The 16,819-nt window shown below is 72.5% G+C and carries 15 protein-coding genes; 5 read left to right on the top strand and 10 right to left on the bottom strand.

Translation table 11 applies throughout. The features are described 5' to 3' along the window. Positions 1–55: 55 nt before the first annotated feature. Complete coding sequence (locus ACQEVJ_RS08190) at positions 56–1,210, bottom strand: hypothetical protein (protein WP_433098780.1); 1,155 nt, start codon at positions 1,208–1,210, stop codon at positions 56–58. A gap of 46 nt (positions 1,211–1,256) precedes the next feature. On the opposite strand from ACQEVJ_RS08190, the gene ACQEVJ_RS08185 reads away from it, so the two are divergent. After that, entirely contained in the window at positions 1,257–2,348 is a 1,092-nt protein-coding gene (locus ACQEVJ_RS08185; RefSeq protein WP_433098778.1) for a winged helix DNA-binding domain-containing protein, read from the top strand. Between the two features lie 27 nt (positions 2,349–2,375). Further along, positions 2,376–2,810, top strand: coding sequence for an SRPBCC family protein (locus tag ACQEVJ_RS08180; RefSeq protein WP_433098776.1), 435 nt, complete (start codon positions 2,376–2,378; stop codon positions 2,808–2,810). Here the strand turns inward: ACQEVJ_RS08180 and ACQEVJ_RS08175 are convergent. Further along, positions 2,807–3,457, bottom strand: a complete 651-nt coding sequence (locus ACQEVJ_RS08175) for a TenA family protein (protein ID WP_433098774.1) — start codon at positions 3,455–3,457, stop codon at positions 2,807–2,809. The genes ACQEVJ_RS08180 and ACQEVJ_RS08175 overlap by 4 nt on opposite strands. A 267-nt stretch (positions 3,458–3,724) precedes the next feature. Between ACQEVJ_RS08175 and ACQEVJ_RS08170 the strand changes: the two genes are divergently transcribed. After that, positions 3,725–5,242: an RICIN domain-containing protein gene (locus ACQEVJ_RS08170; protein ID WP_433098772.1), complete on the top strand. Its 1,518-nt coding sequence runs from the start codon at positions 3,725–3,727 to the stop codon at positions 5,240–5,242. Here ACQEVJ_RS08170 and ACQEVJ_RS08165 read toward each other — a convergent pair. The 4 genes from ACQEVJ_RS08165 to adh all read right to left on the bottom strand — a co-directional run bounded on the left by ACQEVJ_RS08165 (position 5,239) and on the right by adh (position 8,185). Beyond that, positions 5,239–5,481, bottom strand: a complete 243-nt coding sequence (locus ACQEVJ_RS08165; RefSeq protein WP_433098770.1) for a hypothetical protein — start codon at positions 5,479–5,481, stop codon at positions 5,239–5,241. The genes ACQEVJ_RS08170 and ACQEVJ_RS08165 overlap by 4 nt on opposite strands. Continuing rightward, the gene (locus ACQEVJ_RS08160; protein ID WP_433098768.1) at positions 5,478–6,155 is read right to left on the bottom strand and encodes a hypothetical protein; all 678 of its coding nucleotides are present in this window, start codon (positions 6,153–6,155) and stop codon (positions 5,478–5,480) included. Before ACQEVJ_RS08160 ends, ACQEVJ_RS08165 begins: the two co-directional genes overlap by 4 nt. Positions 6,156–6,281: 126 nt before the next feature. After that, complete coding sequence (locus ACQEVJ_RS08155; RefSeq protein ID WP_433098767.1) at positions 6,282–6,662, bottom strand: DUF779 domain-containing protein; 381 nt, start codon at positions 6,660–6,662, stop codon at positions 6,282–6,284. Beyond that, positions 6,662–8,185, bottom strand: coding sequence for an aldehyde dehydrogenase (gene adh / locus ACQEVJ_RS08150; RefSeq protein WP_433098766.1), 1,524 nt, complete (start codon positions 8,183–8,185; stop codon positions 6,662–6,664). Before adh ends, ACQEVJ_RS08155 begins: the two co-directional genes overlap by 1 nt. Positions 8,186–8,393: 208 nt before the next feature. Between adh and ACQEVJ_RS08145 the strand changes: the two genes are divergently transcribed. Then, on the top strand, positions 8,394–9,659 hold the full coding sequence (locus ACQEVJ_RS08145) for a serine hydrolase domain-containing protein (protein ID WP_433098764.1): 1,266 nt from the start codon (positions 8,394–8,396) through the stop codon (positions 9,657–9,659). A 2-nt stretch (positions 9,660–9,661) separates the two neighbouring features. Further along, positions 9,662–10,831, top strand: coding sequence for an NAD(P)/FAD-dependent oxidoreductase (locus ACQEVJ_RS08140; RefSeq protein ID WP_433098762.1), 1,170 nt, complete (start codon positions 9,662–9,664; stop codon positions 10,829–10,831). Here ACQEVJ_RS08140 and ACQEVJ_RS08135 read toward each other — a convergent pair. The 4 genes from ACQEVJ_RS08135 to ACQEVJ_RS08120 form a co-directional block, all read right to left on the bottom strand. Next, the gene (locus tag ACQEVJ_RS08135) at positions 10,824–12,524 is read right to left on the bottom strand and encodes a GAF domain-containing protein (RefSeq protein WP_433098760.1); all 1,701 of its coding nucleotides are present in this window, start codon (positions 12,522–12,524) and stop codon (positions 10,824–10,826) included. The genes ACQEVJ_RS08140 and ACQEVJ_RS08135 overlap by 8 nt on opposite strands. Before the next feature lie 74 nt (positions 12,525–12,598). Continuing rightward, positions 12,599–13,423 carry an SDR family oxidoreductase gene (locus tag ACQEVJ_RS08130; RefSeq protein ID WP_433098758.1) on the bottom strand — a complete coding sequence of 275 codons (825 nt, stop codon included), beginning with the start codon at positions 13,421–13,423 and terminating at the stop codon, positions 12,599–12,601. A 52-nt stretch (positions 13,424–13,475) separates the two neighbouring features. Next, positions 13,476–14,750, bottom strand: a complete 1,275-nt coding sequence (locus ACQEVJ_RS08125) for a glycosyltransferase (protein WP_433098756.1) — start codon at positions 14,748–14,750, stop codon at positions 13,476–13,478. A 5-nt stretch (positions 14,751–14,755) separates the two neighbouring features. After that, on the bottom strand, positions 14,756–16,804 hold the full coding sequence (locus tag ACQEVJ_RS08120; RefSeq protein ID WP_433098754.1) for an HAD-IIIC family phosphatase: 2,049 nt from the start codon (positions 16,802–16,804) through the stop codon (positions 14,756–14,758). Positions 16,805–16,819 lie beyond the last annotated feature (15 nt).

Genomic DNA, 16,819 nt, shown 5'->3' with positions numbered 1-16,819 from the left:
GCGCCCCTTCAGGAGGAATAACGCGAAACGCCCACAACCTAACAGCGTCGCGTCGTTACGCGAGCACCCGCTTGCGCGTGGCGGCGGGCGGCGGCAGGTGGACCCGGCCCAGCTCGCGCAGTGCGCGGGCGGCCCCGGCGCGGCGGGCCAGTGGAAGCGCCCGCCGGGCGAGGTCGGCCGCCTGGTCCCGCTCGTGCGCGTCCGCGTACGCGTGCGCCTTGCGGGCCAGCGCGTACGCCGCGATGTAGACGGGCGCGGCCGGGGCCGGCTCGCCCTCCAGGATCTCGATGGCGCCGCCCGGCCGGCCGAGGTCGACCAGGCAGCCCGCGCACAGCTCCGCCCGCGTCTCGCCGGTCGTCTCCCGGCCGGGGGCCTGTTCCGACTCCTCCAGGCAGCGGTGGCACAGCTCCGCCTCGCCCGCCAGCGCGTGCGCCCGGGCCTCGTGCCGCCGCGACAGCGTCTCGACCTCGGCGGGGACGCCCGTACGCTCGCGGGCGGCCACGGCCGCCTGGACGATCTCGCCCGGCTCGGCGGCGTCGACCAGCTCGGCCCGCTGGACCAGCGCGAAGACCTCGGTGAGGGGGTCGCCGGCCTCACGCGCCTCGCGGATCGCCCGGTCGGACCAGGCCCGCGCCCCCGGCGCGTCGCCCGCCTCGTGCTCCATCCCGCTGATCAGCTCCGCGTCCCGGGCGGCGAGCGCGAGCAGCGGCCTCCGCACGGACGGCCGGGCGTCGCGGCGGAACGTCTCGATGCCCGCGAAGACGGGCCGCAGCGCCGCCACGAGATCGGCGGGCCGCGCGTGCGGCACGGCGCAGGCGTCGAGCACCCGCTCGAAGTAGCCGGCCGTGCCGGGGTCGGCGCGCCAAGGACGCTCGACGGCCCGGCCGACCCGTTCCTCCTCCTCTTCGGGGAACAGGCCCGGCATCAGCGGAATGCCGGTCAGGTGATGCCACCGGGTGGTGCCGGAGGACGCGCCGACGAACAGGTCCGCCTCGTCCATGCCGAACACCCGGCACAGCAGCTCCGCGTCGCCGGCTTCCGGCCGCCGCTCCCCCGCCTCCCACGCGCGGACCGCGTCCGTCGGCAGACCGGGCTCGGCCTCCCCCGCGGCTTCGGTCAGTCGTTCTCCCAGGTCACGACGGCTCCACAGCCGACCGCGGCGCAGCGCGCGCAGCCGGGCGGCCCACAGCGGGACGTCAATGGTGATCATCAGCGGCACCCCCGGTTCTGTCGGTGCCGGGCGTTATGTTTGCGGCGTGCTGACCCGACGTATGCTCAACCGCGCCCTGCTCGACCGCCAGATGCTGCTGCGCCGCCACGACGTCAAGGCTCTGGCCGCGATCGAGCACCTGGTGGGCATGCAGTCACAGGCTCCTCTCTCAGCCTACGTCGGCCTGTGGACCCGCCTGCCGGACTTCCGGCACGAGGACCTGGCCGGGCTGCTCACCGACCGCACGGCCGTACGGATCGCGCTGATGCGCGGCACCATCCACCTCGTCAGCGCCGACGACTGCCTCGCCCTGCGCCCGGTCATGCAGCCGCTCCTCGACCGGTTGCTGCGCGCGTCGTACGGCAGGCGGCTGGGCGGGGTGGATCTCGACGAGCTGGCGAGCGTCGCCCGCGCCCTGATGGAGGAGCGGCCGCTGAGCTTCGCGGAGCTGGAGGAGCTGCTCGGGCAGCGGTGGCCGGGCCGCGACGGGCTGGCCCAGGCCGTACGCGCGGTCATGCCGCTGGTGCAGGTCCCGCCGCGCGGCGTGTGGGGCGCCTCAGGCCAGGCGCGGCACGTCCACGCCGAGTCGTGGCTGGGCCGCCCGCTGGGCGACGGCTCGGCCGCCGGCGACATGGTGCTGCGTTATCTGCGTGCCTTCGGGCCGGCGTCGGTGAAGGACATGCAGACCTGGTCGGGCCTGACCGGGCTGCGCTCGGTGGTGAAGGGCCTCGACCTGGTCACACACCGGGACGAGAACGGGGTGGAGCTGTTCGACCTGCCCGAGGCGACGCTGCCCGGCCCGGACGCCGAGGCGCCGGTGCGGTTCCTGGGCGAGTTCGACAACCTGCTGCTCTCGCACGCGGACCGGACGCGGGTGATGGCCGAGGAGTACCGCTGGCGGGTCTTCACGGTCAACGGGATCATCCGCGCGACGATCCTGGTCGACGGTTTCGTCGCGGGGTTGTGGCGGATCCAGCGGGGGCGGGTCGAGCGAGCCGGGGAGACGGCGGTCCTGGAGATCGAGCCGTTCGAGCCGCTCGGCGCCGCGACCCGCGACGCGCTGGCGGCCGAGGGGGAGCGCCTGCTGGAGTTCGCGGCAGGGGACGCCTCCGCACGCGACATCCGCTTCCTGGAGTAGGACGCTTTCCTGGGTAGGACCCACGGGGTGGAGAGCCTCTCGGTGACGGTGGACGCGCAGGCGAGCCCGGAGCGGGTCTTCGCCGTGCTGACCGACTGGCCCCGGCACCACGAGTGGATGCTGCTGACCCGGGCCTGGGTGGTCGCCGGTGACGGCCACAGCAGGGGCAGCAGGCTCGCGGCGGCCACCGGGGTCGGCCCGCTGTCGTTCGTGGACACGATGGACGTCACCGGCTGGCGTCCGCCACACGAGGTGGAGGTCCGCCACACCGGCCGTGTGGTGCGCGGCGTCGGGCGGTTCCACGTGCTGCCCCGTCCCTGCGGCGGAAGCAGGATCATCTGGGAGGAGCATCTCCACGTGCCCCTCGGCCTGGCCGGGCGGATCGGCTGGCGGGTCGCCGGGCCGGTGAGCGCGATCTTCCTGCGATTGTGTCTGCGCCGCCTCGCCGCCCTGTGTGTCTAGCCGAGCGCCATGTCGAAGAAGCGGCGCTCCAGGGTGGTCGCCCGGCGGAAGACGTCGAGCACCCGGGCCCGGCCGTTCTCGTCGAGGCCGGGGCCGAGCCGGTCGAGCTCACGACGCAGGAAGCCAACCCACGCCTCGAACTCCGGCCCGCTGTGCAGGTCGATCCACTCCCGGTGGACGAAACTCTCGGCGGACCCGATGGTCCGCGAGGCCCAGCCGAGGTAGGTCCACTCGGCCACGCACAGCACGGCGAGGATCAGCGGATAGTCCTGGCTGAGGCGCACCTCGTCCATCAGGGCCCGGAACTCGATCGTCACCGGCTCCAGCGTGGGCGGAGCCTGCTCGCCGCCGAGCGCGGCGAGCGCGCGGTGGAAGTAGCCCCGCTCGGTGTCGGCGACGGTCTGCCCGAGGAAGCGGCCCACGGCAACCCGCGACTCGAAGGTGTCGGCCGCGGCGACCGCGGCGCCGAGCAGCGCCGTGAAAGCGTCCACGAACTGGAAGTCCTGCTCCAGGTAGCGCCGCATGTCGGCGGTGCCGCTATGGATCGCAGCCGCGAAGGGGTGCATGACCACAGCGGTCCAGTCGGGCTCGCTCCGCGACCGCAGCCACGCGCTGAACGGCGCCCCCAACCCCGGTTTCTCGCTCATCCGCCATCCTTCCCCGACCATCCGGCGTGAACGTTTCACCATGATCTCAAAACCGCGCCGTCCGCCTCCACCTGCCCAGCCGGGATGAGCGAGGGGCGGGCCGGAACTCACGCGGACGAATCCGTTGACCGGCGCTTAACAGGTCCGTAATTTGATGCGTGTTGTTCCTCCTCATGAATGCTGTTCGCATTCATGAACACTCCCCTAGCGGGACCAGGAGTAACCCCCTCGGTCAGGGGTCCTGCACGACATGCAAGGAGCTCGGCTTTGAGAACCAGAACCAGAACCGGAGTCGGGGTGATCGGCACCGTCGTCGGGGTCGCCGCCCTGGTCGGCGGCGTCTTCGCCGGCGTCTCCAACGCGGCGCCGAGCGCGGGCGCCTACCGGATCGTGAACGGCGCCAGCGGCCTGTGCCTCACCGTTCCCGGCAGCAGCGGTTCGGACGGCGTGCAACTCACGGTCTCCGGCTGCAACGGCGCGAGCAACCAGACCTGGAACCTGTCGGCCCAGGGCAGCGGCTTCCGCCTGGCCGCGGGCAACAGCGGCAAGTGCGCCGGAGTCGCCGGGGCCTCCACCTCCGCGGGCAAGGCCGTCCAGCAGGAGTCCTGCACCGGAGCGTCCTCGCAGACCTGGGAGCTCACCGCCTCGGGATCGAACTACCAAGTGGTCAACGCCAACAGCGACAAGTGCCTGAACACCCAGGACAACTCCACCTCCTCGGGCGCGCTGGCGCAGCAGAACTCCTGCGACTCGGTGGCCACCAAGCAGTGGACCCTCCAGCCGGCCGGTTCCCAGCCGTCGTCGACCCCCACCGTCACGCCGACGAAGAGCCCGACGCCCACGCCGAGCACCACGCCCACGGGCGGCCCGACCACCCCGCCCACCACCGGGCTGATCGGCTGGGCGACCCAGGGCGGCGGCACGAGCGGCGGCGCGGGCGGCGCCACGACGACGGTCACCTCCCTGACCGCGCTCACCACCGCCGTGAAGGACGACGCCGCGAAGATCGTCCAGGTGAACGGCAACTTCACCTGCTCCGAGGACGTACGGGTGGGCGGCAACACCACCATCGTCGGCGTCGGCGCGAACTCCGGGCTGACCGGCTGCGGCCTGAACATCCGTGACGTCGCCAACGTCATCGTGCGCAACATGAAGATCTCGAAGGTCCGGGCCGGCAACGGCAACGGCGACGCGATCCACCTCGACAACGCCAAGCGCGTGTGGCTCGACCACAACGACCTGTCGAGCGACACCAGCCACGGCACGGACTACTACGACGGCCTGCTCGACATCACGCACGGCTCCGACTACGTCACCGTCTCCTGGAACAAGCTGCACGACCACGTCAAGTGCTCGCTCGTCGGCCACAGCGACGGCAACAGCTCCGAGGACACCGGGCACCTGCGCGTGACGTACCACCACAACGCGTTCCAGACCTGCGCCCAGCGCAACCCCCGGGTGCGCTTCGGCAACCCGGTCCACGTGTTCAACAACTACTACTACAAGGACCCGTCCTACACCGACTACAGCTACGGCATCGCCTCCACCTGCGGCGCCGGGGTGCTCGTCGAGGGCAACTACTTCGAGAACATCGCCGAGCCCACCCACACCGCCGAAGGCTCGTCGCCGGGCGGGTCGATCGTCGCCCGCAACAACTACTTCGTGAACTCGGGCACGCCGCAGACCTCCGGCAGCGTCGCCTCCATCCCGTACTCGTACACGGTGGACAACCCCAGCGGCGTGAAGGCGAACGTCCTCGCCAACGCGGGCACCGGCAAGATCTAGTTCCAGGCGCACAGGCACCGGCACGTCCCTGTGAAGTCCCAGAGGCCGCGGCCACCCGCCGCGGCCTCCTCTCGCCGTGCAACGTAGATCAAGTCCCAGTCCGGCTGCTGGTTCTTCGCGTCACCGCTCAGGACGACGACCGGCCGGCGGGCGTGAAGGTTGCGCTGGTCGTTGGGCGGCATCGTGAGCGATCTGTCGGAGACGTAGTAGACGCCGCCCTTGCGAATGGACGACTTCACCGGTCGTCCAAGGCCTTCGCGTTAGCGCGACGCAGAGCGTCTCGCGCCTGCAGGAACTCCTCCTTGAGGACCGCACCGACACCGGCGTCGTCGCGCTCGTGAGCCATCGACGCACGTCTCGCCCTCGCTCGCGTGAGCAGCGCCGCGGCCTGCCTGCGCCGCCGTGCCCGGCTGAGGTCGAGCAGGATGCCGGACTCTCCGCCCGCCTGCGCCTCGACGACGGGCACGGTGGCGTCCACCACGGTCCGAAGCACGGCTGCGTCTTTTCCCCCGTGCGAGGCCACGACCGTACGGACGAATCTCATGGCGTCAGGGTCCAGAGGATCGTCCACGTTGATGGTCAAGGACAACACGCCCGCCTCCGCGTCCGCGGATTCGTCGTCGGCGCGCTCCACGAGCTCGCTTTCCACCACGTAGTCCTGTGCCCGCGTAAGGGCGGGATCATAGGGGCCGCGGCGTCCGAGGCGCCAAGTGGCCCCGGTGATCGGCGGATGCCCCGCCTCGACGGCGGCGACGTCGGTGAGATAAAGGAGCCCCACCAGGTGAGCCTCGGTCACTGACAGGCTCAGCTCCCGCGCTGCCACGAGTATGGACAGCACGGCCCCTGCCAGAGGATTCGGCGAGTCGACGGGCATGCCGATCAGCGCTCCTCCCCGGATCAGCCGCATGCTCACCGTACCCCTCCCGGTCCGTCCGCCACCTTGCACCACTACAGGGGGGACATTACTTACCGTGACATTGTCACGTCAATGAGTGACAGAGGCGACCGATCCTGGGAGGATCCCTCTTCATAGGGCCGGTCAGCTGTCGAGGGCGGTGCGTTCGGCGTCGGTGAGCAGGCGGGAACGGATCAGGAAACGCACCCCCTCGGGCGCCTCCAGGGAGAAGCCGCTGCCCCGGCCGGGGACGACGTCCACGGTCAGGTGGGTGTGCCGCCAGCGCTCGAACTGGCTTGTCGACATCCAGAACGTGACCGGCTCGTCGACGCCCTCGACGGTCAGCGAGGCGAGCAGCACGTCAGAGGAGCCGGTGCGGAACTCGCCCTCCAGGTAGCACATCGGGGCGCTGCCGTCGCAGCAACCGCCGGACTGGTGGAACATCAGCGGGCCGTGGGCCGCCCGCAGCCGCCGGATGAGGTCGGCGGCCGCGGGGGTGAGGTCCACGCGGGACACTTCAGACATCAGAAGAAGCCGAGCTTCGAGGGTGAGTAGCTGACCAGCAGGTTCTTGGTCTGCTGGTAGTGGTCGAGCATCATCTTGTGCGTCTCCCTGCCGATGCCCGACTGCTTGTAGCCGCCGAAGGCGGCGTGGGCGGGATAGGCGTGGTAGCAGTTCGTCCAGACCCGCCCGGCCTGGATGGCCCGGCCGGCCCGGTACGCCTTGTTGACGTCACGGGTCCACACGCCCGCCCCGAGGCCGTACAACGTGTCATTGGCGATCTTGATGGCGTCGTCGAAGTCGGTGAACGAGGCCACCGAGACGACCGGCCCGAAGATCTCCTCCTGGAACACCCGCATGTGGTTGGCGCCCTCGAAGATGGTCGGCTCGACGTAGTAGCCACCCGACAGCTCGCCGCCGAGGTCGGCGCGGTGCCCGCCGGTGAGCACCTTGGCGCCCTCCTGCCGGCCGATGTCGAGGTACGAAAGGATCTTCTCCAGCTGGTCGTTGGACGCCTGGGCGCCGACCATGGTGGCCTGGTCCAGCGGGTGGCCGCGGACGATCTTCTCCGTACGCTCGACCGCGGCCTCCAGGAACCGCTGGTAGTGGCCCTGCTGGATGAGCGCCCGGGAGGGACAGGTGCACACCTCCCCCTGGTTGAGCGCGAACATCGTGAAGCCCTCCAGCGCCTTGTCGAAGAACTCGTCGTCGGCGGAGGACACGTCGTCGAAGAAGAGGTTGGGGCTCTTGCCGCCGAGCTCCAGCGTGACCGGCTTGATGTTCTCGCTGGCGTACTGCATGATCAGCCGCCCGGTGGTGGTCTCCCCGGTGAACGCCACCTTCGCGACCCGTGCGCTGGAGGCCAGCGGCTTGCCCGCCTCGACGCCGAACCCGTTGACGATGTTGAGTACGCCCGGCGGGAGGAGGTCGGCCACCAGGCTCATCCAGTAATGGATCGACGCCGGGGTCTGCTCGGCCGGCTTCAGGACCACGGCGTTGCCGGCGGCCAGCGCGGGCGCGAGCTTCCAGGTGGCCATCAGGATCGGGAAGTTCCACGGAATGATCTGCGCGACGACGCCGAGCGGCTCATGGAAGTGGTAGGCGACGGTGTCCGCGTCGATCTCCGACAGGCTGCCCTCCTGGGCCCTGATCGCCCCCGCGAAGTAGCGGAAGTGGTCGATGGCCAGCGGGATGTCGGCGGCCAGCGTCTCGCGGATCGGCTTGCCGTTCTCCCAGGTCTCGGCGACCGCGAGCCGCTCCAGGTTCTGCTCCATGCGGTCGGCGATCCGGTTGAGGATGTTCGCCCGCTCAGTGGTGGACGTACGCCCCCAGGCGGGGGCGGCGCCGTGCGCGGCGTCCAGCGCGCGCTCGACGTCCTCGGCCGTGCCGCGCGCGATCTCGGTGAAGGTCTGACCGGTCACCGGCGTGGGGTTCTCGAAGTACTGCCCCCGCTGCGGCGGGACGTACTCGCCGCCGATCCAGTGGTCGTAACGCTGCTCGTACGCCATGAGGGCGTCCGGCTGTCCCGGCGCGGCGTAACGGGTCATGAGATGGACCTCCCGGACAGGGTGTGGGTCTGACGCCCCGGACGTTAGTCGCGGGCACGTTGCCGACACGTTGCGTCCGTGTTCCAGGCGTCGTTCCGGACGTCGTTCCGGGACGTCGCTCCGAGGCGTCGTTCCGAAACACAGCCTCCGCGCGGCATGGTCAGAGCCGCGGTCATGAACGGTCAAATCTCCCCTAAGATCACGCGTCATGACTTCGGAAACGTTTTCCGTCTCCCGCAGGAACGCCCTGCGCCTGCTCGCGGGCGGCGCCACGGCGGGGCTGGCCGCCGGACTGCCCGCGTCCCCGGCGAGCGCGGCGGCCCGCGCGTGGAGCGTCACCGGCCGCAGCGCGACGTCGCTGAAGCCCTTCGACGACACGCTGAAGCGCTTCATGCAGGCGCGGACGATCCCGCACGCGTCCCTTGCCGTGGTCCGCAAGGGCATGCTCGTGCTCGCCCGGGGCTACAACTGGACGGCGGACACCTCGTTCACGGCCGGGCCCACCTCGCTGTTCCGCATCGCGAGCCTGAGCAAGCCGGTGACCGCCGCCGCGGTGCTGAAGCTGGCACAGGACGGCAAGCTCAGCCTCTCGGCCAAGGTCGCGCCGCTGCTGGGGCTGAGCACGACCGCCGATCCGCGGCTCGCCGCCGTCACCGTGACCCACCTGCTGCAGCACCTGGGCGGCTGGGACCTCGGCGTGTCGGGCGATCCGATGTTCAGCGACAGGGCGATCGCGGCCGCGCTCGGCGTCCCGCTGCCGGTCACCCAGGCGCACATCATCACGTACGCCACGGGCCGCAAGCTCGACCGCGCCCCCGGGACGGCGTACGCGTACTCGAACTACGGATACCTCCTCCTGCAGAAGATCATCGAGAAGGCGAGCGGCGTCTCGTACGCGAGCTATGTCCAGAGCAAGGTGCTGACGCCTCTCAAGATCAAGCGGATGGTGCTCGGCAGGACCGCGAAGAGTCTCCGCAAGTCGGGCGAGGCGCCGTACTTCTCGCAGTACACCGGCAAGAGCGTGATCGACACCTCGAACTCCGTGGTGCCCTTCCCTTACGGCGGGTTCAACCTCGAGAACATGGCCGCCCACGGCGGCTGGCTCGCCACGGCCGTCGACCTGGCCAAGTTCACCACCCTCTTCGACGCGGCCGGCGTGCTGACCTCGGCGTCGATCTCCAATGCGTTCGCCAAGCCGTCGATCGGGATCAACTCCGACGGCTGGTACTACGGCCTCGGCTGGCAGGTCCGCCCGGTCACCGGGGGCCGCAACACCTGGCACACGGGGTCGCTGTCCGGCACCTCCACGCTCATGGTCCGGCGCTACGACGGGCTGAGCTGGGTGGTGCTGTTCGACCAGCGCGACGACGCCACGGGGCTGAACTACGGGGACATCGACTCCCAACTCCACACCGCCGCGAACTCGGTGAAGTCGTGGCCCACCACCAACCTCTTCTCCACGTACGGTCTGTAAATGTGGACGACGTCTGGGACCTGGTGGTGGTCGGCGCCGGACCGGCGGGCTCGGCCGCCGCGCTGCGGGCCAGGCAGCTCGACCCCGGCCGCCGGGTGCTGCTGCTCGACCGGGCGGCATTCCCGCGCGACAAGGCCTGCGGCGACGGCATCGCCGCGCACGCACGGCAGGAGCTCGCGCGGCTCGGGCTGCCCGGCCTGCTCGACGACCACCGGCCGACGCCTCGCCTGTCGGTGACGTCGCCCGGCGGGGTCCGCGTCTCGGCCGTCGTCGCGCGGCCCAACCACGTGGTCCCCCGCCGGGTCTTCGACGCGCGGCTGGTCGAGGCGGCCCGGGCGCGCGGTGTGGAGGTCCGCCGCCACCGGGTGCGTACGCTGACCACCCTCGGCGAGCACGTCGTGCTCGACGGCCACCTGGTCGCCCGGACGGTCGTCGCCGCCGACGGCGCCAACTCGGCCGTACGGCGGCTGATCGGCGTCCCGCCGAGCCCGGACCGGCACACCGCCATCGCGGTGCGCGGGTACGCCGACGTGCCGCCGGACGACGACGAGCAGGTCATCGTCATGCGGAGTGAGGGCTGGCCGGCCTACGCCTGGTCGTTCCCGGTGGGCGACGGCACGGCCAACGTCGGCTACGGCCTGCTGCTGCCGATGCTGAAGGAGACCGCGCTGACAGGAACAGGCCGGCCCGGGCGCGAGATCCTGCACGGGCGGCTGGCCCGGCTCCTGCCGCTGCTGGGTGAGATCAGGTCGCCCGTCCGCGACCTGCGCGCCCATCATCTGCCGCTGTCGAGCGGACGGCCGGTGCCGGGGGCGGGCCGGGTGCTGCTGGCGGGCGACGCGGCGAGTCTCGTCAATCCGCTGACCGGCGAGGGCATCTACTACGCGCTGCTGTCGGGGCGGCTCGCCGCCGAGGCCGCGATCGGTTCGCCCGGCGACCCGCTGCGGGCCTACCGGCGCGGGCTGCGCCGGGCGCTCGGGCGGCACCTGCGCACCACCGACGCGCTCGCCCTTGCCGCCCGCTCCCCCGGCTTCATCGACGCGGCGATCGCCGTCGCCGCCCGCCGCACCGAGGTGTTCGACCTGCTCGTGGACGTGGGACTCGGCGCGGGCACCGTGCCGCCCCGCCTGGCGGCGGCGGTCGCCCTCAGCTGGCTCAAGAACCTCACCTGAGCGGCAGGCCGTACTCCGCGTCGAGGTCGCGCACCCGGCGGGCGGCCCGCGCCCGGGCCGGGGATCCGGCGGGCAGCGCGGCCAGGAGCGCCTGCCAGGCGACGATGTCGTCCCTCCCCCACGGCGCGCGCGTCCACCGTTCGAGCAGCGCGGGGTCGCGCCGGGCCACCAGCAGGTCGCGTACGCCGTCGTCCAGCAGGCGGCGCTGCCAGACGACGCCCGGCGCGTCCGAGCCGGGCAGGAGCGGCCCCCGGTAGGCCCGCAGCGCGGCGTCGGCGGCCGCGGCGGCCAGGTGCTCGGCGAGCGCCTGGAAGTCGGCCCGCACCGGCACCCGCAGCCGGTAAGGCCGGGAGTCGAGCAGCGGGCCGAGCCGGTGGCGCAGCCGGGACAGCTCCGCGCGGAGCGTGACGGGGTTCAGCATGCGGTCGCCGTACAGCTCCGCGCTCAACTGGTCGCTGCTCAGGCCCTCGGGGTGGCAGGCCAGCAGCACGACGATCTCGCTGTGCCGGGGGCCGAGCCTGATGCGGCGCGGGCCCTCGGTGAGCACGGCGTCGTCCCGGCCCAGGGCCGTGAGCGTCACGGCGGCCGCCAGGTCCGGAGCCGGGAGCATGGCCCAGTGGTTGGAAGCAAGGTGGGCCTCGGCGGCCCGGGCCGCCGCCTGCACGAGGGCCAGGCTGTAGGGGCTGGCCAGGTTGTCGCCGCCGGTGACGTCGACCGCGCCGAGCACGCGACCGGTGTGCGGGTCGTGGATCGGCGCGGCCGCGCAGGTCCACGGCTGCACCGGTACGGCGAAGTGCTCGGCCGCGAAGATCTGCACCGGATGGTCGACCGTGATCGCGAGGCCCGGGGCGTTGGTGCCGGCGTGGGACTCGTCCCACCGGGCTCCGGCGACGAAGTTCATCCGCTCGGCCCGCGCCCGCGCCCCGCGGTGGCCCTCGACCCACAGCAGCCGGCCTGCCGCGTCGCACACCGCGAGCAGGTGCCGTCCGTCGTCGGCGATGCCGCCGAGCAGGTCGCGGAACAGCGGCAGGACCTGGGCCAGCGGGTGCGCCTTGCGATACTCCTCAAGCTCGGTGTCGGTGAGCTCCAGCGGCGCGAGCGCGTCCGGATCGACCGCCCGTGCCGAGCGCCGCCACGACTCGGCCACCACGGAGCGCACCGGTCCGTCGATCGGGCCGTCGATCGCCCCGGCCGACAGGAAGCGCTCATGGGCGCGGCGCAGCTCACCGGTACGCTCCGCCGCGTCGGCCCCGGACTCAAGCGCGAGCCATGGATTGGTCACGGCGCCCTCACTCTCCGCGTCTTCAGGCGCCATCGTCACCCACGCCCGGGTCGCGCGACAAGGCCCCGTCAGCCACCAAGCCCTCTCAGCCCGAGCCCCCTCAGCCCGAGCCAGGGCGTGAACGGATCCGCCGGAGGCGCCGGCCCACGCGACGTACCCGTCCGGCCGGACGAGCATGGCCTGCGGGCCGGGGAGCACGGTGAGACGGCCGGCGAAGCCCTCGGCGAGCGCGGCGAGCCCCGGGTCACGCGTGACGAGCAGGAAGCGGGCGGCGCGGCAGTGATCCGGCAGGCGGGTGCCGTCGTCGAGCACGAGATCGGGCGCCACGCGGCCGCGCAGCCGGCCGGCACCGGAGATCTGCTTCAGCACGTATGTCGCGCCGGGGACGGTGTCGAGCAGGTCGGCGACCACGGCCCGCAGCGCCGCGGTGCGGGCGTCGGGACGGCCGAGCGCGGTCTGGGCGTCACTCCCCGGCGCGTGACGGGTCAGGCGGAGGCCCAGACGTCCTTGCCGATGTCGCCGGCGGCCTGCGGGCCCATCAGGCCGAGCCCGCCGTCCACGAACAGCGACGCGCCGGTGACGTACGACGCGGTCGGCCCGGCCAGGAAGGCGATCACCGCGGCGACCTCGCGAGCGTCGCCGGGACGGCCGAGCGGGTAGCCGGGCCGGGTGTCCGGCTGGGGCGGCTGGTCCTCCTGCCCGGTCATGGGAGTCGCGATCTCCCCGGGGGCCACGGTGTTGACCGTGATGCCGTGCCTGGCCAGCTCCATCGCGAGCGTGCGGCTGAGCATCCGCAGGCCTCCCTTGGCGGCGCAGTACGGCCCGGCCCCGAGGCGGGGGTACTCCTCGTGGACGCTGGTCACGTTGACGATCCGGCCCCCTGCGCCGCGTTCGATCATCCGGCGGGCGGCCCGCTGCGAGCACAGGAAAGGCCCGTCGAGGTCGACCGCGAGGACCGACCGCCACCGGTCGTAGCCGATCTCCAGCAACGGCTCGGCCGTGCCGGTGCCGGCGTTGTTCACCAGCACGCCGAGGCCGCCCAGCTCGTCGGCGAGCTCGTCGATCACTGCCGCTGCCGCCACCGGGTCGGTCAGGTCGTGCTGCCGCACGGCGGCGCGGCGCCCCCGCACCTCGACCTGCTCCGCTGTCTCCCGCGCGCCCTCCTCGTCCTGGTGATAGGTGACGCCGACGTCGAAGCCCTGGGCGGCGAGCGTCACCGCGGTCGCCCGCCCGATCCCCGAGTCGCCCCCGGTGACGATCGCCACCTTGTCGTAGTCGAAGCGCGAGATCGGCGCCACCGTGCCGCCCATGGGTCCCCCTCCGTCGGTGTACGGCACCTCGGCGTACCCGGGAGGCCCCCCTTCACACGCTCCGGCGGGCGCGCGCCATGGCGGCCAGGCGCGTGCGCTGCTCCGGGGTGAGACGCGCCAGCCGCTCGCGCAGATCGGGCCGTGTCATGACCGCGTCGGCGCCGATAAGCGCCTCGACGTGCTCGGCCACGACACGCACGGAGTCCTCCGACGCGGCGTCGGCCGCGAGCGGCGCGATCCGCTCCCGGTATCCGCCGTCCTCCAGGGCCCGGGACAGATGGTCGGCCGCCCGGTCCTCGGTCCAGTGCGACACCGGCAGCCAGGTCGCCACCCCCGCGCGGTCCAGCCGCTCGGCGTTGTCCGGGCGGTCCACACCGTGCGCGAGCAGCACCTGCGGGGTCGCCGACGACAGCGCCCGGGCGAGTGTGCCGATCCCCCCGTGATGGACGACCGCGGCGACATGGGGCATGACCGTGGCGAACGGCGCCGAGGGCACCCACTCCACCCCGTCGGGCAGTGACTCGGGAAGGAACGACGGGTGCCGGTTCACCAGCAGGGCCCGCCTCCCGATCCGCCGGCACGCCCGCGCCGCCACGTCGTAGAACCGCTGGTGCAGCACCTGCCCGGTGCCACCGGTGATCAGCACGGGCGGCTCGGCCCAGTCCGGGGCCGGCCCCTCCGCCGTGTCGCCGAGCACGAAACCACAGCGCACGACGTGCTCCGGCGCCGGCTGGCCCGCGGCGTCGAACCATTCCGGCCACAGCGCGAGCTGCGTCTTGGCACTCGTCAGATAGGCGACCCAGTCGCGGACCGGGCGCAGGCCGAACGCCTTGAAGACGTCGTCGTACCCCTGCCCGAGCACGCGCCGGAAGAGGTTCCCGAGCACCGGCAACGAGACGTACTGGTGCGGCGTGACGGACACCAGCGCCACCGGAACCCCGCGAAGCTCGGCGGCCATCAGCGCGGCGACGCCCGAGGTGTGCCGGGCGACCACCACGGTCTCCCCCGGCCGGTAATGCGCCTCGATCATGCGGACCTCGTCGGCGAGCAGCTCGAACAGGCCGTTGCGCCGGTAGAGCGCGAGCACGCCGTCGGGGTCTTTCAGGGGATCGAGCATGTAGCGCCGGGCGTCGTCCAGGTGCCGGTCGTAGCCCTCCGCCGTGTCGATCGGCACATGCCGCAGGCCGGCGGCCGCGATCCGGTCGGCGAACCAGGAGTGCGTCATCACGACGACGTCGTGGCCGCGCTCCGCCAGCTCGCGCCCGATCCGTACGAACGGGAGCACGTCGCCGTTGGTGCCGTGGGTGCTCAGCAGCATCGTGGCCATGCGGATCAGCCGTTCCCGGGGTCGAGCAGGGCGTCGATCTCCTCGTCCGACAGGCCCGCGAGCTCGTCGAGCAGCCCGGCCAGCTCCTCGTCGTCGGTGTCGGCGAACTGCCGCTCCTCGATCGCCTTGGCGACCTCGGCGACGGTGAACGAGGTGGTGTAGAGCGTGTCGAAGGGCAGCTCGACGCCGAACTCGGCACGGACCCGCGCCATGAACTGCACCAGCCGCAGCGAGTGGCCGCCCAGCTCGAAGAAGCGGTCGCTCACCGAGGTCGGCGCCACGTCGAGCAGCTCGGCCCACAACCGCATGACGGTCGCCTCGACGGGGCTCGCTCCGGCCACCTCCGTCACGGGGCGGGCGGCCCGCATGGCGTCGAGGATCGCGTCGGCGCCGGTCAGCCGGGTCGCGATCCGTTCGACGGCCGCCCAGCCGGCGGGAGCGGCTGGTTCGGCGGTCCGGACGGGCCCCGCTGCCCTCTCCTCAGCAGGGCCCGGCGAGTGGACGACGGCCGCCGCGTCGCCCGCGTCGAGGACGTGCCAGGCCGCCTCCTCGCCGTACGGCTCGACCGTCGCCGGCAGAGCGGCGAGGAAGTCCCTGGCCGGCTGGTTGCGCTCGGCCGCCCGGAAGGCCAGGGCCACCCGGGCCAGCCCGCGCTCCCGCGCGAGCGCCCCCAGGTGCGCGAGCATGCCGTGCTCCACCCCGCGCCCGAGCGCCCGGCAGCTGAGCAGGAACGCGCCGACGCGCAGCGTGTCCCCCTCCGTGCTTACGTCGGTGAGGCCGACGATGCCGTAGTCCCCGAAACGGTCCCGCACGTCCACGACGAACTTCTCGTCGCCGTCCAGGCGACGCGCCCCCGAGAGGTTGAACTGGTTGGTCCGCTCGGCGAGCTGAGCGGCCCGGGCCTCGTGCTCGGGACCGGCCGGGACGATGGTCACCCGCAGGTCGAGCGTGGCGAAGAAGTCGGCGAGGGACATCTCGCCCCTGACCTGTTCCCGCCGCCGTTCCTCCTGGTAGCGCCGGGTGCGCTCGCGGTCGGCCTCGGTGACCGCGGCCAGGTCGAGGGGCCAGCAGTGCCGGAGGAAGTCCGCCGCCTCCGCGGCGCCGGCCGGGAGCTGGAGGGTCAGCACCTCGGGGCAGCCGGCCCGGACCTCGGCGCACTCGACCGGGCTGTCGTCGAGGAACAGAAAGGAGTCGAGCCCGAGGTCGAGCTCGGCGGCGAGGGATCGCAGCGCCTGCGACTTGGCCTCCCACCCCACGCGCATCGCGGCGACGTCGTCCAGGCCGACCGGCAGCTCCGGATGCCGGACGAACACCTCGCGGACGTCCTTCTCCTCGTTCTTGCTGCACAGGCACAGCAGCCTGCCCGCGGCGACCTGGCGGGCCAGCTCCCGCCAGATCTCCATCCGCTCCGGGCCGATGACCACGCCGTCGGGGCCGTCCTCGCCGACCACGCCGTCCCAGAGCGTGCCGTCGCAGTCCACGACGACGACCTTGGGACGCGGGGTGGTCATGGCGTGCAGGCGGCGGGCGGCCGCGGCGGCCAGCGCGGCGAAGTAGCGGTCGGTGTAGGGGACGTTGCCGGTCCGGTCGGCGAAGGCGTCGTGGACGGCCTCCGGCGCCGGCTCGTACGGCTCGGCGGAAGTGAGCACGGAGACGGCCCGGTCGCCCTCGAACGCCTGGGCCAGCCTGGACGCGAGGCGCTCGTGGGCCTCGGACGAGCCGTGCTCGGGCGAGGGGGGACAGACGACGATCACGTGGGGCGTGCCGGACGCGCGCGCCGAGGTCCGCAGCGCGGCGGCGAGGTCGGTGGCCACGGCCTCCACCTCGTCGAGCCCGTCCTCCTCGGTGACCAGATCCTCGGCCCGCACCAGCACGACGGCGGCGCCGGCCCGGCCGAGCACGCTGCGCGAGTCGAGGAGCGAGGGGAAGACCTGGTCATACGGGGCGAAGGCGACGTCGCCCTCGACGTCCAGTTCGGCGAGCCAGAACCGCAGGGCGTCCCCCAGCGGCTCGGCGGTGAAGGTCGCGGCGACCCCAAGCCCGATCTTGTTCACTGCGGTTTCCCCTTC

Source organism: Microbispora sp. CA-102843 (assembly GCF_050936215.1).
In the GTDB taxonomy this organism is placed as follows: Bacteria; Actinomycetota; Actinomycetes; order Streptosporangiales; family Streptosporangiaceae; genus Microbispora.
The sequence above is the reverse complement of the archived record's forward strand: the minus strand, read 5'-3'. Positions and strand labels throughout refer to the sequence as shown.